28 protein-coding genes are annotated in these 25,367 nt (G+C 37.7%); 17 read left to right on the plus strand and 11 right to left on the minus strand.

The features are described 5' to 3' along the window. Position 1: 1 nt before the first annotated feature. Complete coding sequence (locus I2F31_RS05050) at positions 2-583, minus strand: uracil-DNA glycosylase family protein (protein ID WP_195768436.1); 582 nt, start codon at positions 581-583, stop codon at positions 2-4. A gap of 125 nt (positions 584-708) precedes the next feature. On the opposite strand from I2F31_RS05050, the gene I2F31_RS05055 reads away from it, so the two are divergent. Together I2F31_RS05055 and I2F31_RS13420 are read left to right on the plus strand one after the other, a co-directional pair. Further along, on the plus strand, positions 709-1,041 hold the full coding sequence (locus I2F31_RS05055) for a hypothetical protein (protein WP_195768437.1): 333 nt from the start codon (positions 709-711) through the stop codon (positions 1,039-1,041). Between the two features lie 323 nt (positions 1,042-1,364). Further along, entirely contained in the window at positions 1,365-1,538 is a 174-nt protein-coding gene (locus I2F31_RS13420) for an N-acetyltransferase (RefSeq protein ID WP_323127559.1), read from the plus strand. Between the two features lie 206 nt (positions 1,539-1,744). On the opposite strand, the gene queC is transcribed toward I2F31_RS13420, so the two are convergent. From queC to I2F31_RS05075, 3 genes are all read right to left on the minus strand, one after another. After that, positions 1,745-2,446 carry a 7-cyano-7-deazaguanine synthase QueC gene (gene queC / locus I2F31_RS05065; protein ID WP_195773536.1) on the minus strand — a complete coding sequence of 234 codons (702 nt, stop codon included), beginning with the start codon at positions 2,444-2,446 and terminating at the stop codon, positions 1,745-1,747. Between the two features lie 386 nt (positions 2,447-2,832). Continuing rightward, entirely contained in the window at positions 2,833-3,933 is a 1,101-nt protein-coding gene (alr, locus tag I2F31_RS05070) for an alanine racemase (protein ID WP_195773537.1), read from the minus strand. Between the two features lie 30 nt (positions 3,934-3,963). Then, the gene (locus I2F31_RS05075) at positions 3,964-5,214 is read right to left on the minus strand and encodes a D-amino acid dehydrogenase (RefSeq protein WP_195768440.1); all 1,251 of its coding nucleotides are present in this window, start codon (positions 5,212-5,214) and stop codon (positions 3,964-3,966) included. A gap of 135 nt (positions 5,215-5,349) precedes the next feature. On the opposite strand from I2F31_RS05075, the gene I2F31_RS05080 reads away from it, so the two are divergent. From I2F31_RS05080 to I2F31_RS05090, 3 genes are all read left to right on the plus strand, one after another. Continuing rightward, complete coding sequence (locus tag I2F31_RS05080) at positions 5,350-5,820, plus strand: winged helix-turn-helix transcriptional regulator (protein WP_195768441.1); 471 nt, start codon at positions 5,350-5,352, stop codon at positions 5,818-5,820. Between the two features lie 430 nt (positions 5,821-6,250). Next, on the plus strand, positions 6,251-7,090 hold the full coding sequence (gene proC / locus I2F31_RS05085; protein ID WP_195768442.1) for a pyrroline-5-carboxylate reductase: 840 nt from the start codon (positions 6,251-6,253) through the stop codon (positions 7,088-7,090). 196 nt (positions 7,091-7,286) lie between these two features. Continuing rightward, positions 7,287-8,516, plus strand: coding sequence for a chloride channel protein (locus I2F31_RS05090; RefSeq protein ID WP_195768443.1), 1,230 nt, complete (start codon positions 7,287-7,289; stop codon positions 8,514-8,516). A gap of 2 nt (positions 8,517-8,518) precedes the next feature. On the opposite strand, the gene I2F31_RS05095 is transcribed toward I2F31_RS05090, so the two are convergent. Next, positions 8,519-9,703 (minus strand): MFS transporter, encoded by a 1,185-nt coding sequence (locus I2F31_RS05095; RefSeq protein ID WP_195768444.1) that lies wholly within the window; start codon positions 9,701-9,703, stop codon positions 8,519-8,521. A 351-nt stretch (positions 9,704-10,054) separates the two neighbouring features. Between I2F31_RS05095 and I2F31_RS05100 the strand changes: the two genes are divergently transcribed. Continuing rightward, entirely contained in the window at positions 10,055-10,969 is a 915-nt protein-coding gene (locus tag I2F31_RS05100; protein WP_195773564.1) for a LysR family transcriptional regulator, read from the plus strand. Between the two features lie 58 nt (positions 10,970-11,027). On the opposite strand, the gene I2F31_RS05105 is transcribed toward I2F31_RS05100, so the two are convergent. From I2F31_RS05105 to I2F31_RS05115, 3 genes are all read right to left on the minus strand, one after another. After that, complete coding sequence (locus tag I2F31_RS05105) at positions 11,028-11,204, minus strand: hypothetical protein (RefSeq protein ID WP_195768445.1); 177 nt, start codon at positions 11,202-11,204, stop codon at positions 11,028-11,030. A gap of 24 nt (positions 11,205-11,228) precedes the next feature. Then, positions 11,229-11,696, minus strand: a complete 468-nt coding sequence (locus tag I2F31_RS05110; protein WP_195768446.1) for a glycosyltransferase family A protein — start codon at positions 11,694-11,696, stop codon at positions 11,229-11,231. A 749-nt stretch (positions 11,697-12,445) separates the two neighbouring features. Next, positions 12,446-12,898, minus strand: a complete 453-nt coding sequence (locus tag I2F31_RS05115) for a DUF441 domain-containing protein (RefSeq protein WP_195773565.1) — start codon at positions 12,896-12,898, stop codon at positions 12,446-12,448. 134 nt (positions 12,899-13,032) lie between these two features. Between I2F31_RS05115 and I2F31_RS05120 the strand changes: the two genes are divergently transcribed. After that, positions 13,033-13,737, plus strand: a complete 705-nt coding sequence (locus I2F31_RS05120; RefSeq protein WP_195768447.1) for a pseudouridine synthase — start codon at positions 13,033-13,035, stop codon at positions 13,735-13,737. A 3-nt stretch (positions 13,738-13,740) separates the two neighbouring features. Here I2F31_RS05120 and I2F31_RS05125 read toward each other — a convergent pair whose 3' ends face one another. Both I2F31_RS05125 and I2F31_RS05130 read right to left on the minus strand, forming a co-directional pair. Then, the gene (locus tag I2F31_RS05125) at positions 13,741-14,025 is read right to left on the minus strand and encodes a type II toxin-antitoxin system RelB/DinJ family antitoxin (RefSeq protein ID WP_195768448.1); all 285 of its coding nucleotides are present in this window, start codon (positions 14,023-14,025) and stop codon (positions 13,741-13,743) included. A 96-nt stretch (positions 14,026-14,121) separates the two neighbouring features. Next, positions 14,122-15,030 (minus strand): pseudouridine synthase, encoded by a 909-nt coding sequence (locus I2F31_RS05130; protein ID WP_195768449.1) that lies wholly within the window; start codon positions 15,028-15,030, stop codon positions 14,122-14,124. A gap of 100 nt (positions 15,031-15,130) precedes the next feature. Between I2F31_RS05130 and tsaE the strand changes: the two genes are divergently transcribed. The 4 genes from tsaE (at position 15,131) to hfq (ending at position 19,097) form a co-directional block, all read left to right on the plus strand. Then, entirely contained in the window at positions 15,131-15,610 is a 480-nt protein-coding gene (gene tsaE / locus I2F31_RS05135; RefSeq protein ID WP_092746953.1) for a tRNA (adenosine(37)-N6)-threonylcarbamoyltransferase complex ATPase subunit type 1 TsaE, read from the plus strand. Continuing rightward, positions 15,597-17,516 (plus strand): DNA mismatch repair endonuclease MutL, encoded by a 1,920-nt coding sequence (gene mutL, locus I2F31_RS05140; RefSeq protein WP_195773538.1) that lies wholly within the window; start codon positions 15,597-15,599, stop codon positions 17,514-17,516. The genes tsaE and mutL overlap by 14 nt, the downstream gene beginning before the upstream one ends. A gap of 6 nt (positions 17,517-17,522) precedes the next feature. Next, positions 17,523-18,467, plus strand: coding sequence for a tRNA (adenosine(37)-N6)-dimethylallyltransferase MiaA (miaA, locus tag I2F31_RS05145; protein WP_195768451.1), 945 nt, complete (start codon positions 17,523-17,525; stop codon positions 18,465-18,467). Between the two features lie 93 nt (positions 18,468-18,560). Then, the gene (gene hfq / locus I2F31_RS05150) at positions 18,561-19,097 is read left to right on the plus strand and encodes an RNA chaperone Hfq (RefSeq protein ID WP_195768452.1); all 537 of its coding nucleotides are present in this window, start codon (positions 18,561-18,563) and stop codon (positions 19,095-19,097) included. A 65-nt stretch (positions 19,098-19,162) separates the two neighbouring features. On the opposite strand, the gene I2F31_RS05155 is transcribed toward hfq, so the two are convergent. Beyond that, positions 19,163-19,921: a DeoR/GlpR family DNA-binding transcription regulator gene (locus tag I2F31_RS05155; RefSeq protein ID WP_195768453.1), complete on the minus strand. Its 759-nt coding sequence runs from the start codon at positions 19,919-19,921 to the stop codon at positions 19,163-19,165. Positions 19,922-19,994: 73 nt separating this feature from the next. Here I2F31_RS05155 and I2F31_RS05160 point away from each other — a divergent pair, with 73 nt between their 5' ends. From I2F31_RS05160 to I2F31_RS05185, 6 genes are all read left to right on the plus strand, one after another. Further along, on the plus strand, positions 19,995-20,645 hold the full coding sequence (locus I2F31_RS05160; protein WP_195768454.1) for a TIGR00725 family protein: 651 nt from the start codon (positions 19,995-19,997) through the stop codon (positions 20,643-20,645). Between the two features lie 67 nt (positions 20,646-20,712). Next, on the plus strand, positions 20,713-21,486 hold the full coding sequence (locus I2F31_RS05165; protein WP_195768455.1) for an ABC transporter permease: 774 nt from the start codon (positions 20,713-20,715) through the stop codon (positions 21,484-21,486). Between the two features lie 4 nt (positions 21,487-21,490). Beyond that, positions 21,491-22,522 carry an ABC transporter ATP-binding protein gene (locus I2F31_RS05170; RefSeq protein WP_195773539.1) on the plus strand — a complete coding sequence of 344 codons (1,032 nt, stop codon included), beginning with the start codon at positions 21,491-21,493 and terminating at the stop codon, positions 22,520-22,522. Then, positions 22,519-23,598 carry an extracellular solute-binding protein gene (locus I2F31_RS05175; protein ID WP_195768457.1) on the plus strand — a complete coding sequence of 360 codons (1,080 nt, stop codon included), beginning with the start codon at positions 22,519-22,521 and terminating at the stop codon, positions 23,596-23,598. Before I2F31_RS05170 ends, I2F31_RS05175 begins: the two co-directional genes overlap by 4 nt. A gap of 16 nt (positions 23,599-23,614) precedes the next feature. Further along, positions 23,615-24,439, plus strand: a complete 825-nt coding sequence (locus I2F31_RS05180; RefSeq protein WP_195768458.1) for an ABC transporter permease — start codon at positions 23,615-23,617, stop codon at positions 24,437-24,439. 139 nt (positions 24,440-24,578) lie between these two features. Beyond that, on the plus strand, positions 24,579-25,352 hold the full coding sequence (locus tag I2F31_RS05185) for an AraC family transcriptional regulator (RefSeq protein ID WP_195768459.1): 774 nt from the start codon (positions 24,579-24,581) through the stop codon (positions 25,350-25,352). The last annotated feature ends 15 nt before the right edge of the window (positions 25,353-25,367 follow it).

Genomic DNA, 25,367 nt, shown 5'->3' on the forward strand with positions numbered 1-25,367 from the left:
CTTAAATGACTTGAATCTGTAGAAAAAATTGCCGATACGCTTCAACTTTCTTTTCTAAAGCTAAAGGATATGCTCTAGAGCTAGAAGGCAAACGATACAAGCCAAAAGATCTGTTATCAACAGTGACTTGGCTTGGTTTGCCAATTTTGGGTATAGGTGTGTTTTTAAAATGCAACATCATCGCCTGTGTTGCTTTTTCCCCAGTTGTCATAATTGTATGGCAGTTGGGGATTTTTTTGAGTAGTGCTAAGAGGTTGGTTGGCTCGACCACATGCAAATGTAAATCTGATGCATTTTGTTTTTTTCGAATGACTTTAAATGCTGTATCAAATATACCAATATTTTGTGTTTGTAAAAATGTTTTAATCTTGTCCAAGTGAAAGTTTTTTTGCTCTGTATTTATAAAATAATGTTTATCATTAAAAAAAATTAGTCCCATAATTCGCCACATATCATTTTGATAGTTTGGATAATAAAAATCCATTTTCCATTTGTCTTTCGGTGGGGGAAAGCTACCGAGAAGTAATATTTTTGTATTGGAGGGTAGAAATGGATCGAGTGGGTGAGTTTCAATATCTTGCATATTATTCCTTATAAAAGCTAAATATGGGTGTGGTGCATTTAATGTTAAATCTTAAATTCACTAGGGATAACTATGGCTTCATGATATGGTTATAGCTGTTTCCATAGTTTAAGGTAAGATGTTTTATGTATGAATATAACTATAGAACGGGCTGGGGTGAAGCTAAATATGACTTTAGTGCAGAGTTAAATAAAGAAGTCGAAGCTTTAGGCGAGCCAACAACACAAGAGCAAGCGATTGAGCAACTCGGTTATATTTGTGATCAGAGCTTGTTTTTTAACCCTGAGAATTCCCCTAAATATATTACTGTACTGATTGCGAAAGATGTAACGCCTGATTTATATCAATATATTGTAATTTTTGCTTTATACACTGAAAGTGTAGAGTATTTTGGCGTGACAGATACACCAAGTTTAATAGAACTATTGGGTAAACTTGTACCATTGGTGCAGTATTAACATTCGTTTTATCATGTGAATGGAAAACATGGCTTGATAATGCAAGATTGGGAGATTTTGAAAAATATCCGTCTGCAATCGTTGTTAGATAGTCCAAGTGCTTTTGCAATAACCTATGTCACTGCTCAACAATATACGGAGTCGGAGTGACGTAGTCGAGCATCATCTGCAACACAGTATCAATATGCTTTAGCTTTTTCTGAAGGAATAGCAGTGGGTATTATTGGTTAGACTAAAAACTTCCTTAATGAGTTTAATCTTATAGCAATGTGGGTAGACCAAGCTATCGTGGTCAGGGGGTTGCTGATGAGCTCATTTTTTTTATGAAAAAATTAGCAATATCTAAAGGATATAATCGAATAGTACTCAATGTTTCTAAAGGTAATGTGAAAGCGTTTTCTTTTTACTCTAGACATTGTTTTAATGTACAGACTAAACAAGCGAATTTATCTGTAACAACTGACGATGGGGCTGAGAAGATGGTACGTATTATATAGTGTGAAGTTAATATGGCCTAACTATCTAATCTTTATATAAAATACTAAAAGTGTTTTTGAAGTCTATCGCTTTTACTTTTTTCTGAGGGATAATCGCTTCGCGATATGTTTATAAATTCTTATATCATAAGCCGTATTGTAAACAGGTAATAAACCCGAATTATTATACGGCTCATTTTGTTGCCAGACTTAAAAAAGACAAGATTTTACTGATGAGATGTCTTTGTTATAAAGGCATCAAAACCATTTTTTCTAAGTTCGCATGCAGGGCATGCATTGCAACCATAGCCCCAAGCGTATAAATGTGTGCGGTCGCCATTGTAGCAAGTATGTGTTTCTTTAATCACATAATCGACAGCACTTTGACCACAAAGAGATTGGGTCATGGCCCATGTGTCACATTTGTCTATCCACATCAGTGGTGTGTGAATGACCACTTTTTTATCCAACCCTAAACTTAATGCGACTTGTAGGGCTTTCATGGTGTTGTCTCTACAATCTGGATAGCCAGAGAAATCTGTTTCACAGACACCAGTGACAATATGTTCTATGTCATGCTTATAGGCTACAGTGCTTGCGACATTTAGAAAAATTAAGTTGCGACCAGGTACGAATGTATTTGGGTACTTTTCTGTTTGGTCAATACTGACTTCATGGGTAAGTGATGTGGTATTTACTTGTGATAAGAAGTCTAAATTAAAAATATGGTCTAATTTTAACTTGTTTTTCCAGCTAGGCTTTAATGTTTCTATAGATTGCAAAATTTGACTACGGCATTGCATTTCAACATGATGTTTTTGACCGTATTCAAAGCCTACAGTATAGACCTCATCAAAATTTTCAAGCGCCCACATGAGGCATGTGGTGGAATCTTGTCCGCCAGAAAACAAAACTAATGCTTTACTCATATTTAACAGCCTATTTTAAAACAGTGAATAGTGGCTTGTACTATGTTACATATGCAACAGACATACAAAAATAATGCGTAATGACGCAATATTGGTTGGAATAAATAGATGGTTAGCAAAATAGTATATCTTGAGCGATATGTAAAACAAATATTCTGCTTGCATTTGCCAGTTGTAATAAAATGTACAACTACGATTGGTAACATATAAATACTATCCATTTACGTCGTTTTATGGAATGATGTATTTATAAAATATAAAGCAAAGTCGTAATGCTTTATCACAGTTTTGTCCAGTTTTGGACCGCCATGAATCGTCTCTACGAACGTGGTTTTTTATTAGAAAGTCAATAGGGCTTATTTTAGCCCTATTGTTGTCTTGAATGATTAGTCTTCTACTTTTACTTCTACTCGCGCAGTAATGGCACACATAAGCTCATAGCCGAGCGTACCTGATGCTGCCGCAACTTCATCTATTGCTAAGATATTGCCACATTTAGATTGTCCCCATAGTACAACTTCATCGCCAATATTGGCATCTGAATGTGTAAGGTCAACAGCTAACATATCCATACTCACTCGACCCAGTAGAGTAGTCCGTTGACCATTAACCAATACAGGTGTACCTGTTGGAGATACTCTTTGGTAGCCATCTGCATAACCGCAAGCAACAATACCGACTTTCATGTCTTGTTTTGCAATAAATTTTGATCCATAGCCAATGCTTTCGTTTGCACCGATTTGCTGTACGGCAATAATTTCACTGCGTAAACTCATGGTTGGCTTTAAGCCCCAATCGGCTGCACTGTGTGTTGGGTAGTCGGGTGAGCTACCATAGAGTGCTATACCTGCTCGTACAAAGTCTGAGGGGATATGGTGATGGCGTAACATGGCAGCACTGTTGCTTACCGATTGTTTTCCCGCTAAACCGTTAATGGTGTTTTGAAAAACTTCATATTGGTAATTTGTACCATTTTCACCAAAGCGGTCACCATCTGCATCTGAAAAATGCATCATATGATGTAATTTAGAGACGCAGTTTAATTGCGATAAGGTATGCCACGCTGTCGCATAATCTTCAGGTTTAAAGCCTAAACGATTCATACCGCTATTCATTTTTAAAAACACTTCGAATGTTGCATTACTTTGGTGGGCTTTTAGCCATTGAATTTGATGTGGGCTATGTATGGCAAAACTTAAATGATATTGTGCACATAAGTCTAGATCTGTGGCATGAAATATGCCTTCGAGTAACAGAATTTGACCGTTGTAATTTAGCTGACGTAAACGCATTGCCTCACTCAAATCGAGTAAGGCAAAGCCATCTGCATTTTTAAAGCAATCATATACATTTTCAATGCCGTGACCATAAGCATTGGCCTTTACAACAGTAAGTAGGTGTTGTGAGTTTCCTGTATGTTGTCGTGCAATTTTAAGGTTGTTTTTTAATGCATTTTTATGAATGATAGCCTGAATAGGGCGTGGCATATAGAACTTCCTGTATAAGTAAATGCAATCTTAAAGGTAACGCTGTAAAGATAGACCTTCAGTACTAATATCAGGGCGTTGGTTGAGTACCAAGTCACTGATGAGCTTTCCTGAGCCACATGCCATGGTCCAACCAAGGGTGCCGTGTCCTGTGTTTAAGAATAAATTATTATAGCGTGTTGCACCAATAATTGGCGTGCTGTCTGGTGTCATTGGGCGTAAGCCAGTCCAAAAAGTCGCCTCAGCTGTGTTACCGCCTGGGAATAGGTCATTGGTGACCATTTCTAAAGTGGCTCTACGTTTTTGTTTTAAGCTTAAATCGAAACCGCTCAGCTCAGCCATACCACCAACACGAATACGGTTGTCAAAACGAGTAATGGCAATTTTGTAGCTTTCATCAAGCACTGTAGATTCGGGTGCACGTGTTGCATCTGTAATTGGAATCGTGAGTGAGTAGCCTTTAACTGGATATACTGGAATATCTAAGTGCAAGGGTTTTAAAAAGTCACGACTGTAGCTACCAAAGGCTAAAACATAACGGTCTGCAGTATGTACAACACCATCAACGAGAACCCCTTTAATTTCATCGCCTTCAACAATCAGTTGTTGTACATTTTGATTGAATTTGAACTCAACACCTTGTTGTTCTGCCAGTTTTGCTAATGCATTGGTAAATAAGTAGCAATCGCCTGTTTCATCGTTTGGTAGATGTAAGCCTCCAACCAGTTTGTCTTTTGCAAAACCTAAAGCAGGTTCAACACGCTCCAGATCATTACTATAGAGGAGTTCATGGGGGACGCCACATTCTTTGAGTACGGCAATATCACGTTGCACTGCTTCAAGTTGGGCTTCTTTGCGAAAAACTTGTAATGTGCCCTTTGAGCGGTGTTCATAGGCAATACCCGTATCACTACGTAATGCACGTAAGCAGTCACGGCTGTATTCGGCAACCCGTGTCATGCGTTCTTTATTGGTCGCATAACTTTTGGGGTTACAGTTTTTGAGCATTTGTGCCATCCACTGTAGCTGCCATGCACTGCCATCTAAGCCAATTGCAAGTGGTGCATGTTGTTGAAACATCCACTTCATGGCTTTGATTGGAATACCAGGTGCTGCCCAAGGGGTTGAATATCCAGGAGAGATTTGCCCTGCATTAGCAAAGCTAGTTTCTTCTGCAGGATTAGGTTGTCTATCAAAGACAGTGACTTGAGCCCCGTTTTTCGATAAATAGTAAGCACTGGTTGTGCCAATCACACCGCTACCAAGAACAATCACGTGCATGAGGATTTCCTGCAAAATTTTATAAGTGAATTTACCTAGTATATTGTTATTTTAGGAGTGAATTTTACTGTTTTTAGTGCTTTAATGGCCTGTATTCCACAGATTTTCATGTAAATTTAGGTAAAATGAGTAAAAATGCGTAAGTTAGATCGGACTGATTATCAAATTTTAGATATCTTGCAAAAGCAAGGTCGTATTGCCATTAGTGAGTTGGCATCACAAGTCAATTTGTCGACAACACCATGTTCTGAGCGTGTAAAAAGGTTAGAACGAGAAGGTGTGATTACAGGGTACCATGCACGGTTAAACCCTGCTTATGTAGACCGTAATTTATTGGTTTTTCTAGAGATTAAACTTTCTGCAAAATCTGGTGATGTGTTTGACCATGTGGCCATGAATTTGTCTGATATTCCAGAAGTATTAGAGTGTCATTTAATTTCAGGCGAGTTTGATTATTTGGTGAAAGCTCGCTTAAAAGAAATGGGGGTATATCGTCGGTTATTGGCTGATATTTTGAAAAAATTACCTGCATCTGCTTCATCACACAGTTATATTGTTATGGAAGAAATTAAAGAAACGCTGTATTTAGATTTAAAGCAACTGTAGTTAAGTGTATCTGATCAATCACTATCATGGCTAATAATAGAAGCCATATAGATGTTTTTGAAGCAAATAAAGTATTATCTAATGCCTATGGAATGGCTAATGATGAGATATTGGGTACATGCTTTTTGCTAAAATATCAAAAGATATAAGAGATATATTTATTAATACCTCTTGTTTGCTGGCACGATGTAAAGCAAGTTAAAAAATTGTTTCTAAGTTGCTTTGATGAATCAATTGGTTGGTATGTTTTTTATATATGAGAGTAAATAGTGCTTTTAATGAGGGTAAACACGATACAACATTGAGTTTATTCTAGATATAGAAGACAATCTAATTTCATTAAACTGGGTTTTAATGGCAGGTTGTTTATTTTTAATGTATGCAACCTTTTTGTATAACTACAGCATATAAAATATTTTGGAGTCTAAAGATGATGCAACGTAAGATTGCTTTTATTGGCGGTGGTAATATGGCAGCTGCCATTATTTCAGGTTTAATTGCATCTGGATATGACAAAAAATTGATTACTGTGTCTGCCCCAAGTGAAAAGACCCGCACACGGTTTAGTCAAAATGTGGGTGTTTTAGCCACGGCAGATAATGTAAAAGCTGCTTCTGAGGCAGATGTGGTGGTGTTGGCTGTAAAACCACAGCTTATGCGAGAAGTATGTGATGGTCTAAAAGGGATTACAGATATTGACCAAAAGCTGTTTTTAACCATCGCTGCCGGTACGGCAGTCCAGCTATATAGAGATATTTTAAGCCCTAATTTAAAAATTATTCGTATTATGCCGAATACGCCGTCACTTGTAGGTGAAGGAGTGAGTGGTTTATTTGCAGATGATAAAACCAGTGCACAAGATAAAGCATTTACAACGGACTTAATGTCTGCTGTAGGTAAAGTCGTTTGGGTGGAAAAAGAAACCGAGATCAATCATGTGATTGCTATTGCAGGCAGTGCACCTGGATATTTATTTTTATTTTTAGAAGCGATGCAAGAAAAAGCAGTATCGCTTGGTTTTCAGCCTGAACAAGCACGTGAGTTAATTTTGCAAACAGCAAAAGGTGTTGTTGCTTTGGCTGAATATGAGCAAGATTTAGGTTTTAATCAGTTACGTGCAAATGTTACATCTAAAGGCGGAACAACTTTTGAAGCTTTAAATGTGTTTGATAAAAAAGGCTTAAAACCTACAGTAGATGAAGCAATGCAAGCAGCCATTGACCGTGCTCAAAGCATGGAAATAGAGTTCTCCTTAGCAAAAAAATCATAAGTATTTTATAGCGAGCTAGAATGTAGTGAATACTAAAATTTACTATGTTCTAGATAAGTGCATACATATTTTTTACGAGATAAATTAGCAATATTACTGGCTGAAGATGCTATAGCCGATGGCTGAATTTGTGTATAATAAAATGCAATATTAATAAGATTGGCAACATGAATAACATGTGCCATAGATCATCGACATGAAAATTTTACCATCTTCCGAATATCACCAAATTATAAAATATACAGGGTATTGGTTGTGTGTTTCTGTTGCAATCGGACTAATTTCTGGTTTGGCATCAACATTGATTTTTAGTTGTTTCGATATTGCCAATAAAGTACGTGCTTTATATCCTGCATTAATCTACTTTTTGCCTTTTGTTGGTTTGTTTATTGGTTATCTATTTTATCGTTTTGGTACGCCAATTGAAAAAGGCACACACTTACTGATTGATGAAATTCATGAACCAAAATCATTCATTCCAAAAAGAATGAGTCCACTCATTTTCTTTAGTGCAATTTTAACGCAGTTATTTGGTGGGTCTGCAGGACGAGAGGCCCCTGCGGTGCAGTTGTCTGGTGCATTAGCAGACCATATTGCACAAGTTTTGCGGGTTTCTAGAGATCATCGTAAGATTTTTCTGATGGCAAGTATTGGGGCTGGTTTTTCAGGTATTTTTGGGTTGCCACTTGCTGGTGCAATGTATGGTTTAGAAATTACCGCACTCGGTAATTTACGTTATTCGGCTGTTTTTCCTTGTTTTGTTGCTTCATTGATTGCGGCTAAAATTCCAGAGGCATTTGATATTGTGCATCCACATATCTTTTATGTGGTCAGTAGTTATCCTGAAATTAATATAAAAATTTTACTATCTTTAATTATTGCAGGGCTGATCTTTGGTGTTGCTGCACGGTTATTTATTGCATCTATTCACTATGCCAGTATAGGATTTAAAAAAGCCATTCCGTTTATGCCGTTTAGGGCAATGGTGGGCGGCATTATTTTAATGTTACTTACGCTTTGGGTTGGCTCACAAGAGTTTAATGGCTTAGGGGTAAATAAAGTGATTGCTGCCTTTTATGTGCCATTACCTGTGACTGATTTTTTAAATAAAACTTTATTTACAGCATTAACTCTAGGCTCAGGTTTTAAGGGGGGGGAAATTACACCATTATTTTTTGTGGGGGCAACGCTTGGTAATGCACTTGGGGGTTTTTTACCATTACCATTGTCTTTATTGGCGGCACTTGGGCTAGTGGGTATATTTTCAGGTGCAAGTAAGGCTCCAATTACGTCTTTAATTCTAGCTGTAGAGTTGTTCGGTACGCAGGTTATTGTTTATGCAATGATTATTTGTCTGGTTGCGTATTTATTTTCAGGCAACTGTGGGCTATATAGAACACAAAAGCCCACAGAGCATCATTCATAACATTAATGAGGCAGTGTACGTTTTTCTACTTTTAGTGCAATTAAGAAGATGATTAATCCGCCTAAAGTTAAAATAATTGCTACCCAAATTGGTGATAACCAACCTAAGTTTTTGTTGAGTACCCATCCTCCTAAAAATGCTCCAAGCGCATTTGCGAAGTTGAGTGCTGAATGATTTAATGTGGCAGCTAAAGACTGTGCATTTCCTGCAACGTCCATTAATCGAGTTTGTAGTGTTGTGGCAAGTCCCATAACACTCACACCAATTAAAAACAGTGCCAGTATGGCAGTGTACATATTACTCATCATGATTAATGCAATACAAAATGATAAAGTTGAGCAAGACAATATTCCAATAGTGGTTTTAGTGAGGTTTTTATCTGCAAAGTAGCCACTAACAAAGTTACTACAGACCATACCAAGTCCCCAAATGGCCAATACAATTGGAATCAGGTCATTCTTTAGGTGGGTGTAATTGAGTAAAATAGGTGAAATATAGCTATAAACAGCAAATATACCACCAAAACCAATCGCACCTACCGCAAGTGTGAGCCACATATTAATATTTTTTAAACCGCGAAGCTCTTCTAAAATACTCTCATTGTCTTTAATGGCAATATTCGGTACAAAAAACAAAATCGCAATAATTGTAATAAAGGCCACTGTGCCAGAAAAACCAAAGCCTGCTTGCCAACCAAAGGTTTGCCCAATCCATGTGGCTAAAGGCACACCAATCACGTTTGCTACGGTTAAGCCAAGCATCATGCGTGCAACTGCAGTTGCACGACGCTTTGGCCCAGCAAGTTCAGCTGCAACCAAAGAGGCAATACCAAAGTATGCACCATGAGGTAAGCCTGCAACAAAACGAGACAGTAAGACAATATCATAGCTATGTACAAAAGCCGTGGTGATATTGGCTAAACCGTAGAACAGCATTAATGCAATAAGAAACTTCTTTTTGGGAATACGTGCCCCAAGTATTGCAAACAAAGGTGCACCCACAAGTACACCTAAAGCGTAGGCACTTATGAGATGTCCTGCACTTGGTACAGAAATTTGCAGGTTATTGGCAATTTCTTGTAGTAGCCCCATCGCTGCAAATTCGGTTGTACCAATACAAAACCCACCGATTGCAAGGGAGAGTATGGCTAAAAATAAGGAGTAAGAGGGTTGAGTTTGTGCGGTCATATTATCATCGAAAAACAAGGTTATTTTTATTCTACAAGAAAAAACCACTGCTCTTGAACCCTATGTCGCGTTATTCATATAAAGATAAGAAGTAAAAGTTCAATTATACTGACGTGAGTTGAATGCTTTAATGGCTATCAATGTTATAAAGTATGGCTCATTTTAGTGTGATAGTTATATTGGGGGGAGTTTCTTTGAATTGTGTTTGGATGTTTGTTTAATGTCACCCGTTAAATCATCAAGCTAAGAATATTTTTATATTTGAAAATAGTTTTAAATCATTAAGAGTTGAAAGTGAATTTTTATCATTAAATTTATGATATAATGAATTATTTTCAAAAAATAATGGTTATGTTAGAAATTCGTCATTTAAAAACATTGTTGGCTTTAAGAGAGCATGGCTCTTTGGTGGCGGCTGCAGGTGATTTGTGTTTGACGCCATCAGCAATTTCGCATCAACTTAAAGAGCTAGATCATTGGTACGGTGTGGAGGTCGTGAATCGTCGTAGTCGGCCAGTACAGTTCTCAAGTGTTGGGCAGCGTTTACTTAAGTTAGCTGATGATATTTTACCGCAAATACATCTTACACATAGTGATATTACACGTATTATCCATGGACAAACAGGTCGTATTATTTTTGCATCGGAATGTCATAGCTGTTTTGACTGGTTGATGCCATTGTTGAACCAATACCGTCAACAGTATCCTGATGTTGACTTGGATTTTGCACCAGCATTTGAGTCAAATCCACATGAATTACTACAAAATGGTGAGTTTGATGTGTTGATTACTGCAGACCCTATTGAGCTAAAAGGTATTGAATATTTTGCTATTTTTGAATATGAATCACGACTCGTGTTATCAAATACACATGCTTTGGTTCGATCTCAGCAGATTACTGTACAAGATTTGGCAAACGAAACTTTAGTCACTTATCCTGTAGATAAGCACCGTTTAGACATTATGTCTCACTTATTTATTCCTGCAAAAATACAACCTAAGAGTGTGCGTACGACGGATTTAACACAAATGTTAATTCAGTTGGTGGCGAGTGGTCGTGGCGTAGCGGCATTGCCTGATTGGGTGGTGAATGAGTATGAACAAAAAGGGTGGGTGACGAGCCGTCGTTTAAGCTGTGTTTCGCCACAAGGGTTGCGCCGTACATTGTATGCGGGTTATCGTACAGAAGGTAAAGAAAAAAGCTATTTTGAAGGCTTTTTAAAGCAACTTGAAAAGTTCTCGAAAAAAAGAACACAATATTATTAGACACTTAAAGATAAATATGGCATTTATTAAATGCCATATTTATGGTTTTAAATGTGTATTAGGTTGTTGTTATATTTACTCCAGCATGTTTTAAATATTCATCAAAAGAAATAAAGCTTTCTTTTTTAGTGCAGTATACACGTGCGTGTGGTGGAACTGGTCTATCAAATTGTACATAATGCGTGGCGTAGTCTGTAGTATAATTTACTGTAGGTGTAGCAATATGGGTTTTCATAATATCTGCCTTGACCAACATATCTCAAATAATACGGTCACCATATAGCGATTGTTCTTTGGGTTTAAAGAGCCATAAGCGTAATAGAGAAAATACTTCTTTTCTAAAAAAGTAGCAGTTTGTATCAACAAAATCTTTACCATTCGAATGTGTACAAGTGCCTAAGCGTTCTTCTGGTTCAATATATAGTGTTCTTGCTATTGTAATGACAGGCGGGTTGCCGTAATTTTTATATGTCCAAATAATATTGCTGATATGTTCATCATCATACCAGTTGTCTGCATCTAAAAAGCAAATGGCATCAAATTCTAAAGCAGAGGCAATTGCTGCTCCAATGCCTCTGGGGGTGTCACCATAATCTGCAGTGTTGGGTATCGTCATATGTTGGCAGTCCCATGTATTAATTTCTTGGTATGGGAAGCCATCTGAAATTAGAAAATGAACCACATTTCCTTGCTGTCTTAATACACTGTCATGACAGCGTTTAATCATATTTATACTTTCTTTAAAATAGGGGGTAATAACGGCAATTTTCATATAATTTTTTAATGTAGTTAAAGTTTAAAAAGTAGTATGTAAGGGAAAAACAATCATTTCTAACGCATAAAGTCTATCATTGAATGGTTAATATTTATAAAATTATATTTTATTTAAAGTTTGTTAGTGAAAAGCTCAACTAAATACTTTAAATATGACATTGTATTTTTTAGTGCTGTCTAACTCTATTTAAATGAGCGGTGCTAAATTGAATTTAGATAGTATTTCTATTTTAAAATATTTGATTACTTTTGACGTGTTGTAGTTGTTTTTATATTTTTGAATTAAAGCTATTCCTGCAAAAAATGAAGCAATCATAAAAATTTTTTACTACACGATGTTCAGTAACTTTAGAAAAGAAATCGTAAGTGCTATACAAAGTATTATTTTTGCGAAATTTTCTTTTTGAGCATACCAAAACAGCATTGATAGTAAACTTAAAAATGTAGCCATCGAAGATAATATTTCTATCATTTAACACCTCTTCTTTTCACAATTATTGGTGTATGGACAATTTGGCTCTTTATATCGCTATTATTGAATTAAAATACTTAAAATCATATTAAGTATTTTGAATATAATGTCAAAAGGGGGTACTTTAACATTGAAGTGTCAACAACAATAGATATCATCTAGATAAACTATTTAGCCCTAAAAAGAGTCTTGAACCTTTCAAGTTGTCTTTTAGTCAATGCTAGTTTGATTTAAGCTTGATAGATAAAGAGCGATAAAATACCTGCTGCAATGAGTGGCCCAACAGGTACGCCTTTTAAAAGTGCTACGCCTGCAATTGTGCCAATTAATAGCCCTGCAATGACATCTGGTTGAGCACTCATAAGGCGAACACCACGAGCACCAAGCCAAGCAACTACTAAACCAGTGACAATGGCTAAAATGGATTTATAGCTAGCAAAAGATTTAAGAAGTGTTTCTCCTGCGATTGTACCACTTGCAATGGGTGCTAAAACACCAATAGTCAGTATAGTTATACCAAAATTTAGCGCATGGCTTTGAATAAATGGAAAGTATTGCGACAGTGGTGTAATCCGCACAATAATTAAAACCACACTGGCAATGGTAACAGATGAGTTGTGGCTCATTACGCCACAGGCCAAGAGAACAAAAAGTGCGGTGAGGTTAATATCAATAGAAGCCATATGCCAAGATAAAGTCATTGTTTTGCCACATTGTAGCCTATTTTATCTGGATTACTGATATATAAGTCATAAAAAGTTCATAAAATCACAGCATTTTTAGTAAACTGTGTTTATACATGGTTTAGGTTACTCGAATGCGTTTAGATAAATTATTAATTTCTCAAGGTTTTGGTCCAAGAAAGGAGTGCCAGTTTCTAATTGAGCATGGTGCTGTGTCTGTGCATGGTGAAGTGTGTACGAGTATTAAACAGCACGTAGACCCTAAAGGACTTGAATACACGGTAAATGACGTAGTGTATGAGTACCGTGAAAATGTGTATTTGGCACTGAATAAACCACAAGGCTATGAGTGCTCACATCGGCCAGACTATCATTTAAGTGTTTTTGAGTTGTTACCTGAATTGCTGATTAACCGTGGTTTACAAGCCGTTGGCCGTTTAGACCAAGATACAACAGGGCTAATTTTATTTACAGATGATGGTAAATGGTTACATGGATTGACGCACCCGAAAAAGCATATTGCAAAAAGGTATGTTGTTACGACAAAAGACCCTATAGATGCCACGCAGATTGAACGACTAGAACAAGGCGTTGCTCTACGTAATGAAATTGGTTTATATAAAGCCACTGATGTATTGCAGGTGGATGAGCATACTTTACAGTTTACGATTCATCAGGGCATTTATCATCAGGTGAAGCGAATGATCGCTGCAGTGGGTAATGCAGTAGATACGTTGCATCGAAGCCAAATAGGGGAATGGGTGTTGCCTGAAACTTTAGCAGAAGGGGAATGGCAGTACTTAGCGGCCTCTGATTTATTAAAACTACAGCATCAATAACATTTACTGATCATCTTTATTGTTGAGTAGTGCTTGGAGTGTTTGTAAAAACTCATCATCATTGATGTTGTGTTGTTCTTGTACCGTGTTGCTCTTTTTGTTTCTGGGAGTATCTAAGTTGATATTCTGATTTTCAATAGAAAATGGAATAGATTTAGTAATGACGACTTGCTTAAAAAAAAGGCGCACGGCTTGAGCAGGTGTAATACCGAGTTGCTTAAATACGGCAAATGCTTGTTTTTTTTCTTGTGAGTCTAAACGCACTTGATAGACTTCGGTTTTTCTCATGACGCTAAGCCAATTCATTGTAAGTTAATATCAGTTTATTTTAGCTAAAATTTAAGCAATTACAATATCTATACGCACTATTTTGTCATTACACTGTCATGGCAATGTCAGGTTTTGGCGAGAAAAAAACTGCATATTTTGTTTTGTGATTGGATCTGTAAAAGCCAACATATATGCAAGTAGTTGCAAGGGCTGGCTAAAGTCATGTTCTTCTTTGTGTGTGACGACAGGGTAAAACGGGTCATATAAAATAGGAATATTTAAAGCATTTAAATGCACCCGCAGTTGATGCTGCTTACCTGAGCTGGGTTTGAGTAAGTATTTTGCATAGTTTTGATTGTGCATTATGCACTCAATTGTTGTTTCACTATTTGCAGGTAGGTTTGGATCAATGCACATGGTGTAAAAGGGTTCACCTTTTTTCATGTGGCACTGAAATTGATATGGCAAAGACAGGTTTGACGTATATCGTGCAATGGCGTGGTAATGTTTGGTGACTTGGCGGTCTGCAAATAGCTGCTGGTATACAGCACGGTTAGTTGGCTTTTTAGAAAACATCACTAAGCCGGCTGTTTCACGATCTAAGCGATGAATGGGGCTTAAATCCTCAATACCCGTTTGTTGTTTTAAACGAACTAAAAGTGTCTGTTGTACATAACGCCCTGTGGGGCTGACGGTTAAAAAGTGAGGTTTATCGACCACTAGAAGATCATCATTTTCAAAAATAATGTGGTGTGAGAAAGGCACGTTTATTTCGTGTTCTAAAAAGCGATAATAAAAAATATATTGCTGTGCTTGGTATGGTGTGTACGTATTTACAGGCATTAACGCTTGATTTAAAACTAGGCCATCATCACAGCGTTGTTGCCATTCATCTGCTTGAATGTGTGGAAAATGTGCACATAAAAACTCAAATATGGTCTTATGGTGGGTATGTGATGGTAGTACAACACGACTGGCACTAACGCCGTGTATCATAGGTGGTTTAAGGTCGTGAAGTGACATAAATGAGGTGCTGTAGCGTAGGCAAATAAATGGGGAATAGTAGGTTTTCAAGTGTTGCAATGCTATCATAGCAAGGTATTTTTTTCTATGATTTAAGACTATGTTACACAGCCTCACTTTAGATGTTTTATCTATACAAGACACTCAGCGTTATGCAGATACGTTAGCCAGTTGTTTTACTGAAGGGGTGGTGTATTTAATTGGTGATTTGGGGGCAGGTAAAACGACTTTTACACGTTACTTTTTAGAGTCTTTTGGCCATGAAGGGGCGGTGAAAAGTCCAACATATACCATCGTTGAGCCGTATCATATCGACGGTCGTAATATTTTTCATTTTGATTTATATCGTTTAGATGACCCGTATGAGCTTGAACTTATGGGTATCCGTGATTATTTAGAAGAAGATCATGCACTGTTTTTATTTGAATGGCCATCGAAAGGCGATGGTGAAATTCCAATGGCAGACATTACTTTACGTATTGAAAAAACAGAAGATGAGCAAGCCCGTAAATTTACTTTTGAAAGTGACTCTAAACGGTTAATTGAGTTAATACAGGAACATCTGAATGCAAAACGCTAATCTACAGCGAATTGAAACGTTAGATGCGGCTTTAGCCAACCAAATTGCTGCAGGTGAGGTGATTGAACGCCCATCGTCTGTGGTGAAAGAGTTACTGGAAAATGCGATTGATGCTGGTGCTAACTCGTTAATTATTCGAGTCGCACAAGGTGGCAGTACGCTCATTGAGATTATAGATAATGGTATTGGTATTCATGCTGATGATTTAGCATTCGCTGTGATGCGCCATGCCACAAGTAAAATAAAAACATCTGATGATCTACATTCGATTGCCAGTTTAGGCTTTCGTGGAGAGGCTTTGGCATCTATTGCGGCCGTTTCTCGTTTAAGTCTTACCAGTAGCCAAGATGACTCAGGTGTGGGGTATCAGCTTGAAATTAATGGTACAGCGTTTAACCATCAACAGGTTCGAGCCTGTGCGTGTGAGCGTGGTACACATATTCGGGTACAAGATTTATTTTTTAATGTACCTGCACGGCGAAAGTTTTTAAAAAGACCTTCGACTGAGTTTATGCATATAGAAGAGGTGGTACGCCGTTTAGCACTGACGTATTTTGATGTGCGTTTTATGCTTGAGCATAATGACCAAATTAAGCTGAATTTACCTAAAGCAACCAGTGGTGCGTTGCGGTTACAGCGAGTACAGCAACTTTTAGGTAAAGCTTTTGCAGAAAATGCCTATTGGGTTGATGCGGAAATGACAGGAATGCGTTTGAATGGTTGGTTAGGTCATCCATCAGATGCACGCCCTCAAGCCGATTTACAATATGTGTATGTGAATGGTCGTATTGTGAAAGATAAAACCATTTCACATGCCTTGCGTATGGCGTATGAAGGGATATTACATGGACATCAGTATGCAGGGTATTTGCTATTTTTAGAGGTCGAGCCAGACACTGTAGATGTTAATGTTCACCCGACAAAACATGAAGTGCGCTTTTTAAATCAAAGAAGTGTGCATGAGTTTGTACGTCATACTGCAAAAGAGGTTTTGGCACAATTTCAAACCGCAGTTGCTGACCTCAGTCAAGCTGTTAAAGCACCTGTGATGCATCAAACCATGATGCCACAGCCTAGATTGCAAGAAACGCTTGGTTTACATCAGCAGACAGTTGAGCAGACAGCTGAAAAAAATGAGATGCTACATACGCATGATGATGGTTTAACCACCACGTTTAATCAGGCACAAGTTAAATCTTCGGTAAATTATGGTCAACCGAAAAATGTATCTTCTTCGCCACAGTTTCAAAATGCCTTACAGTCGTATTTAGCACCATTACGTGACAGTGAACAGGTTGAAACAACACAGACCAAAGATGAGCACCCTTTGGGTGTTGCGATAGCTCAGCTACATGGTATTTATATTTTGGCACAAAATACTGAAGGCTTAATTATTGTAGATATGCATGCCGCACATGAGCGAATTGTATTTGAGCAGATGAAAGCCAGTTGGGATAGTCCTGAGTTTTGGGCATCACAGCAACTGTTAATTCCTAAAATAATTAGCCTAAGCGTATCTCAGATTGAAAAATTTGAACAACGCAAAGCTCAATTTGCAAAGTTTGGGTTAGAGCTTGACTTATATGGCCAGCATGAACTGATTGTACGTGGTGTACCTGCAATTTTACATCAGGCTAATCTAACGCATTTGGTGTCTGAATTACTTAATGACTTAGACCCTAATGACCAAGCTTTAGGTTTATTGCAAAAACGAGATCAGATTTTAGCAGGCATGGCATGTCATGGTGCAGTACGCGCCCATCGGCAACTCAGTCTACCTGAAATGAACGCTTTATTGCGTCAAATGGAACAGACTGCATTTGCAAGCCAATGTAATCATGGTCGGCCAACATGGCGCGCGTTTCCATTATCGCAATTAGATAAATTATTTGCTCGAGGAGAGTAGTGATTCATGAGCAAGACATTACCTGTCATTAATTTAATGGGGCCAACTGCCAGTGGTAAAACTGCGTTGGCGTGTGAGTTGTATGAACATGGCGGTTTTGAGTTAATCTCTGTAGATTCTGCTTTGGTGTATAAAGATATGGATATTGGTACAGCCAAACCATCTGTGGCAGAGCAACAACAATATCCACATCATTTAATTGACTTAATTACGCCGTTAGAGGTGTATTCTGCTGCTGAGTTTGTGACAGATGCTGTACGTATCATTGATCAAACGCATGCAAAAGGTAAAGTGCCTATTTTGGTGGGTGGTACAATGCTTTATTTTAAAGCGTTGTTAGAAGGCTTGTCTGACCATTTACCCAGCGCAGACCAGAGTGTACGTGATGAGATTTTGCAACAAGCAGAGCAGAATGGTTGGCAGTCTGTGCATGAAGAATTACAACGTGTAGATACCGAGGCTGCCGCAAAATTTTCTGTTTCAGATAAGCAAAGAATGATTCGTGCCTTAGAGGTTTATCGCTTAACAGGTCGTTCAATTACAGAAATACAACGTGAGCAACCCAAATCCCTACCATACCGTTACAATTTTCATAATTATGCTTTAGTCCCAGATCGGTTAAAATTACACCAGTCAATTGAGCAGAGACTCAATAAAATGTGGGATATTGGTTTTTTAAATGAAGTAAGATTTTTAATTGAAAAATATGATCTTTCAGCGGATACACCTTCAATGAGAGCCGTTGGTTACCGCCAAGCACTTGAGTTTTTACTGAATGAAGAGTTAAAAGGTGTTAATACTAAAAATATGGAGGATAAAGCACTCTTTGCAACCAGACAACTTGCAAAAAGACAATTCACTTGGTTACGATCTTTGAGTGAAAAACATCGAATTGTAACGTTTTTATCTATAAAACAAGCACAAGAACACTTGCGAAACTGTTACAGATAAAGCAAAATCTGCAAACTGTCTTTTTTATAAATTTTTAAAAAACTAAAGGCGGTTTTGCGCTAGTTTCATTTTTATTTTTTTGGAGTAAATAACATGTCTAAAGGCCAGACCTTACAAGATCCTTTCTTAAACTCTTTGCGCAAAGAGCGTATTCCTGTTTCTATTTTCTTGGTAAATGGCATTAAGCTACAAGGCCATATTGAATCATTTGACCAATACGTTGTACTTTTAAAGAATACTGTCAGTCAAATGGTTTATAAACACGCTATTTCTACTGTTGTACCAGCAAGAAACCCTCGTCCAGCAGGTGCTCCAGCAGGTGGTGCAGCACAAGGTGCAAACTTTAACCAGAATCAAGGTGGTTTTGGTGGTGGTAACCAAGGTGGTTTTGGTGGCGGACATCAAGGCGGTTTTGGTGGCGGACATCAAGGTGGCTTCGGTGGTAACCAAGGTGGCTTCGGCGGTAACCAAGGTGGCTTCGGCGGTAACCAAGGTGGCTTCGGTGGTAACCAAGGTGGCTTCGGTGGTGGTTTTAACCAAGGTAACTTTAGTGCAGCACCTCAAAGTAATAATTTTGAAGCTGAGCAAAAATTTGAAGAAAATCAAGACGAAGATAAAAACAACCGTTAATCGTTCTTGTGTAGGATTATTTTATAATCTGAAGGCCCTAGCGTTTTAGAGCGCTAGGGTTTTTTTTATACCACAATAAGTTTCACCCGGTTGGCTTTAAGCATTTGTGTATACGCTTGGTTGGGTTGTTGATCTGTAATTAAATAATCGAAGTCTGTAATTGATGCAACAATTTTGACGCCTGTTTTTCTAAACTTATCAGAACTTAATAATAAAACGCGTGTGGTTGAAGCCCGCATCATTGACTTTTTGACTTCTACTTTTTCTAAATCAAAGTCAAGTACATTGCCTGCAAGGTCTAAGCCTGATGCAGAAATAATACTCATATCTGCAATATAAGATTTAATTTGGCGATAGGTTTCATCTCCTGTTACTGCACCATCACCTCCACGAATAACACCACCTAAAACCACAACGGTATGTTTATCTTGTTTTGCTAGAATCAGTGCAGCTGATAAGTTGTGTGTAATCACTTGCTTGTTGCTGAGTTTACTCATTGCGTGAGCAACTTGGTCACAAGTTGTGCCTGTATCTAAAAAAAGACTTTCTATTGGTTTTATTCTTTCTAATAAATATTGTGCAATTTGGCTTTTTTCTTTCACCATATGTGAAGATTTAAAGGTATGTCCTAAACGGACATCATTACTATGAATAAGGCTTACACCACCATGAAAACGTTGTAATAGGTTGTCATCGCAAAGCTTTTTAATGTCTCTGCGAATGGTGGGTTGTGAGCATTCAAGTTGTGCTGCCAATTGTTCAATAGAGGTATAGCCATTTTTTTTAACAATTTCGAGTAGTTGGTGTTGTCTAACTTTAGACATGGTTTTCCTTAAAATGTCATAATGATCGTTTATGATCAAATTTAATCATACTTTATGAATTATATATGATCTTATGCGTAAAATAATCTCAAATTTAAAATTTACAGTCTGTGTAGATAGTCACATCTTATACTGCAATCAACGTCCTACACAGATTAGACTCATTTCATTACAGCCTCATTTAATAGATGCTTTGACACAATGTAATGATACGAAACAGTGTCTGATGTTGCTAAAACAATACTCGCAATACTTACAAATTGCACCTGTTGGCGTGATTGGTCCCAAAGAGGCATCTGAGCAAGAGTATGCCTTTGCTGAGAAGTTAGGGGAGTATTTGGCTGATATTGGATTGCCCGTGATTTGTGGTGGTCGTAATGGGGTGATGGAAGCGGTATGTAAAGGCGTATATCAGAAAGGTGGCATAAGCATTGGCTTGATTCCAACAGATCATATTTTTGATGCAAATAAATATGTAAAACAAGTTGTTACCACAAATATGGGGCCCACAAGAAATTCTTTGATTGCATTATCTGCCTTCAGTTTAATTGCTGTAGGTGGTGGTATGGGTACTTTGAGTGAAATGGCTTACGGTTTGCATTACAGCAAGCCTGTGTTTGCAACATCGACTGCACCTGCTGTTGAGGGGGTAGTGGTGAGTGATGATCTCGATGACATTGTGTCGGCAGTGGTTGCTGTATTATTAAATTTTTATGACCAATAATATATTTCATTGTTTTGTCATGTTTTGAAAATATGATCATAAACAATCATTTTAATCCTTTGTGATCATGAAAAAAGTCACCTATTTGTATTTAATCTATTTGTTATTGCCTATTGTACTGTTAATTGCAGGTTCTTTTGGGCAGAGTTGGACAAATAGTTTGCTCCCAACAGGGTTCACTACACAGTGGTATCTGGAGATTTGGCAGTCTACAGCGTATAAGCGTGCATTAATCACCAGTTTAATTGTATGTGTTTGTGCCTGTTTACTCAATTTTATCATGATTACACCATTGGTTTATCAGCTACACATCAGTGAAAACAAGAGAGTACAGCGTATTACACGTACTTTGGCTTTATTACCTATTGCTGTGCCTGAGCTGATTTTAGCATTTGGTTTTATTTTATTTTTTAGTCAAGAAGTGACGCCTTGGCTAGGTACAACATGGTTGCTTGTACTTGGTCATTGGGCGATTACATTTCCATATTTTTATTTTACTGTGACTGCTGAAATTTCTCGCTCACCTTTGGTGTCTTTAGATCAGGTTGCACAGTCATTTGGTGCCAATGGGTTCACTCGGTTTAGAACAGTATTTTTACCGCTTGCATCAAAGTCAATTTTCTCAGGCTTAGTCACTGTCGCAGCAATTTCACTGGGGGAGTTTCAACTCAGTAATTTTATTGCAGGTTTTATGAACCGTACTTATCCAACTTTATTGCTACAAGCCTTTTATGGTGCAACAGGTTTGGCATGTGCAGCAACAGTGATCTTACTTTGTATGGCAACCAGTATGTCGTTGTTGTCAAGCTGGCAACCTTGGAATAAAAGAAAGGGGTTTTAATCTCATGATAGAGTTTCGTTCAGTATCTTTTACTTATCCGAATAGTAGCGTTGGTGTTGATAATATTTCTTTATCGGTTGAAACAGGCGAAATTGTTGCAGTATTGGGGCAAAGTGGTTGTGGCAAAACCACGTTACTTAAACTGTTGGCTGGTTTTGAGCAACCGAATGCGGGTGAAATTTGGATTAATCATAAAAACCAGCATAACCTTTCATGTGCTGAGCGTAAGCTAGGTATTGTTTTTCAAGATTACGCACTGTTTCCACATTATAGCGTGGCACAAAATATTGCGTACCCTTTAAAAATTAATCGAGTAAAAGACATTCAAGCCAAAGTTCAAAAAATGATTGATTTGGTTGGTTTAGCGGGTATGGAAGGGAATTATCCAAGTCAGTTGTCGGGTGGTCAAAAGCAACGAGTTGCATTGGCTCGAGCTTTAATTTTTGAGCCACAAGCTTTGTTGTTGGATGAGCCATTATCTGCGCTAGATGCTTCACTTAGAGAAGAGATGCGTACAGAGATTAAGCGCATTCAAAAAGCATTAAATATTACGACATTTCTCATTACCCATGACCAAGAAGAAGCCATGACCATGGCCGATCAAGTTGCTGTGATGGGGAAAGGTAAAATTGAACAATCTGCATCACCGCAAGATATTTATCATCGACCAAATTCTTTGGCTGTTGCTCAGTTTGTCGGTAAAGCAAATGTTTTGGTTGGTACGGTACTTACGCAAGACACTGTACAAACCGCGTTAGGGGTTTTAAGCATGACAGCAACATCTTTGGCTGTGGGTTCAAAAGTCAATGTGATGGTTAGACCTGAAAAAATGATCATTAATCCATCTGTCAGTGAAGTAAATGTGATTGATGTAAATAAAGTTGTAAGTTCTCAATTTCTGGGTGGTTTTAATGAGTATGTGATTGAAAGTCATGGTGAGTTGGTAAAAGTACATACCGCTTTCCCTTGCGATCAATTACAGCACATTTCAATCCCTGCACATGCAATACATCTAATTATGGAAAATTCGTTATGAAATCAACATTGTTAAATACAATGCTCGGTGCAGTATTGTTTATGTCAGCAACATCTACATTTGCTAATCCTTTGGAAGGTGGTGAGTTGTATCCAAATGAGCAGCAACAGTATGAGAAAGCTCAAAAAGAAGGCATGGTGGTGTCTTTTGATACTGGGCCAACTTGGGCAAACTGGAGCAGTTTGTTTACAGATTTTAAAAAGCGTTATCCTGGTGTTGAAATTGTTTATAATGACTTGGGTTCAGCAGCAACGGTAGTTGCTTTGGAGAAATCAAAGCATCGTCCACAAGCAGATACGGCATATTACTTTGGTGCATCTGCAATTGATGCTTCTAAGAAAAACTTATTGGCATCTTATAAGCCTGTTAACTTTGACAAAGTCCCGCAAGTGTTTAAAGAGGGTAATGGTCAGTGGTTTACTGTGCACTCGTTAACGGTTGCAATTTTAGTCAATAAAAAACTGGTTAAAAATGTACCTGAGTCATGGGCTGATTTACAAAAGCCTGAATATAAAAATAGTATTGTGTATCAAGACCCGCGTACTACAGGCCAAGGTCAGGTTGTGGTCTTGGCTGCAAACTTGAGCCAAGGTGGGGATATGAAGAATATTAACCCTGGTGTTGAATACTTTGGTAAGCTACAAAAATCTGGCAATGTTTTACGTGTTGTGGGCACAACACCATATGCACAGTTCTTAAAAGGTGAAATTCCAATTTGGATTGGTTATGAAAATGACGGTCTAAAAGCGATGAATAAAGATGGTATGGGTGATCAGGTTGCCGTTGTGATTCCAAAAGAAGTGTCTTTAGCTGCACCTTACGCCATGTCTTTAGTTAAAAATGCGCCAAACCCAGAAGCAGCAAAACTTTGGGCGAATTATGTAATGTCATCAAAAGGCCAAGCGCTATTTGCTGAAGGTTTTGTTCGCCCTGTTGTGACAAGTACACCATTACCTGAAAGTGTGAAAGATAAGCTTAAACCAGCACCTCAAATTAAACCACTCGATTTGAATGCGGCGGCAGAGATTAAACCTGAGCTCGATAAGCGTTGGGCTTCTGCTGTACTTTCACAATAAATTTAAGGAGACCATTGTGAGTTTTAAAAAAATATTTAATGGTTGGCTGGCAACTGTACCTGTATTGGTCTGTTATTTGTTTTTTTTCATTGCTCCAGTGGTCTTTGTATTTTATGAACCGTTGCAGGCACCTGTTGCAACATTTAACCGAATGTTATCAGACAGCTATTTATTAAGTAGTATTACGGGCAGTATCGTACTTTCAGTGATGACCTCTTTGGCCTCACTTGTGGTTGCTTTGTTTATTTCATTTCATTTAAGCCGTTGCCCTGAGGCAACGAGACAGTTTTTTAGTGTACTGATTTCTTTACCATTGGTGTTTAGTGGCTTAATTGTTGCTTATGGCTTTATATTGGTCTTTGGTCGAGCTGGCTTTGTGACGCAGTTGTTAGGTCAAGTGGGTTTTTCAGAGCAGTATATTGGTAATGTTATTTTTACACCTGTGGGCTTGGGTATGGCATATTGTTATTATCTGATTCCAAGAGCAGTATTTATTTTATTGCCTGTATTTCAAAGCTTTGATTGGCGCCAGATTGATGTATCTAAAAGCTTTGGTGCAACGACATTGCAAAGTTATCGCTTTATTTTATTTCCGCAAGTTTTGCCAGCAATGATCACGTCTTTGTGTGTGATGTGCTCTGTGGCTTTAGGGGCATACGGTACGGCGTTGGCACTGTCAGGTACGCAATTGAATATTTTACCACTGGTTCTGTATAGTAAAATTTCAGATGGCGGTACTGATTTTCCTGTGGTTGGTATGTTGTCTATAATTTTAATTGCATTATGTTTAGCTTTTACATTTATTTCGGACTATTTAACCCGTAAGTATGATTATAAATAGCCTAAGATGATAGGTCGGTTTTTGAAAATATAAGTTTTATGTTTTAATCGCTGTATTGTATAAGTGTATGCAATATGGCGATTTTTTTATTACTTATAAAAAGATAAGTTGATTCAACGAGTAAAGAGAGAAGCATATTGTGCACTATTTTCATGGGCAACTTAATTATCCAGTTTATGCATATGCTCAGTCATACAACGATGGCTACTCAGAAGGTAAGCATCGGCATGATCGTATTCAGTTATTGCATACATTATCTGGTGTGATTCATGTAAAAACTGATGAAGGCATTTGGGTGATTCCGCCAACAAGAGGGATATGGATTCCTGAAGGCAAAGCACACTCAATCACAATTCATGGCAATGTAGAAGCGCGGGGCGTGTTTATTGATTCATTGGCTCGAGCAGATTTAAGCGCCGTGTGTAGTGTTGTTGCCATTCCTAAGCTGTTGTCTGAGTTGATTAATCAGGCAGTACATATCTCAGATGAAATTTTACCGCACACGAGAGATGAAAGGTTATTACAGTTAATTCTTGATGAAATTCGGTTTTTAGAAGAGGTACCGTTTCGATTACCCGAACCACAGTCTGCAGTGCTGAAAAGCATTTGTACTTATATTTTAACAGACTTGTCAGTTGTACATCATTTAGATCATATTGCTAAACAATATCATGTCAGTAGTAAAACACTTGCAAGGCTTTTTCAAAAAGAGATGAATATGAGTTTTACGGTATGGCTTACACAGGCAAAACTATTAAAAGCACTAACTGATTTAGAAAGCAAAAAACCAATCTTAAATATTGCGTTTGATTTAGGTTATGAGAGTTCAAGTGCTTTTTCTTATATGTTTAAAAGAGAAATGGGTTTGACACCCACAGCATATTTGAAGAAAAGTCATGGTGAAGTTGTCTGAATGTATAGATAAATT

The sequence above is a fragment of the Acinetobacter rathckeae genome (genome assembly GCF_015627125.1).
GTDB classification, from domain to species: Bacteria; Pseudomonadota; Gammaproteobacteria; order Pseudomonadales; family Moraxellaceae; genus Acinetobacter; species Acinetobacter rathckeae.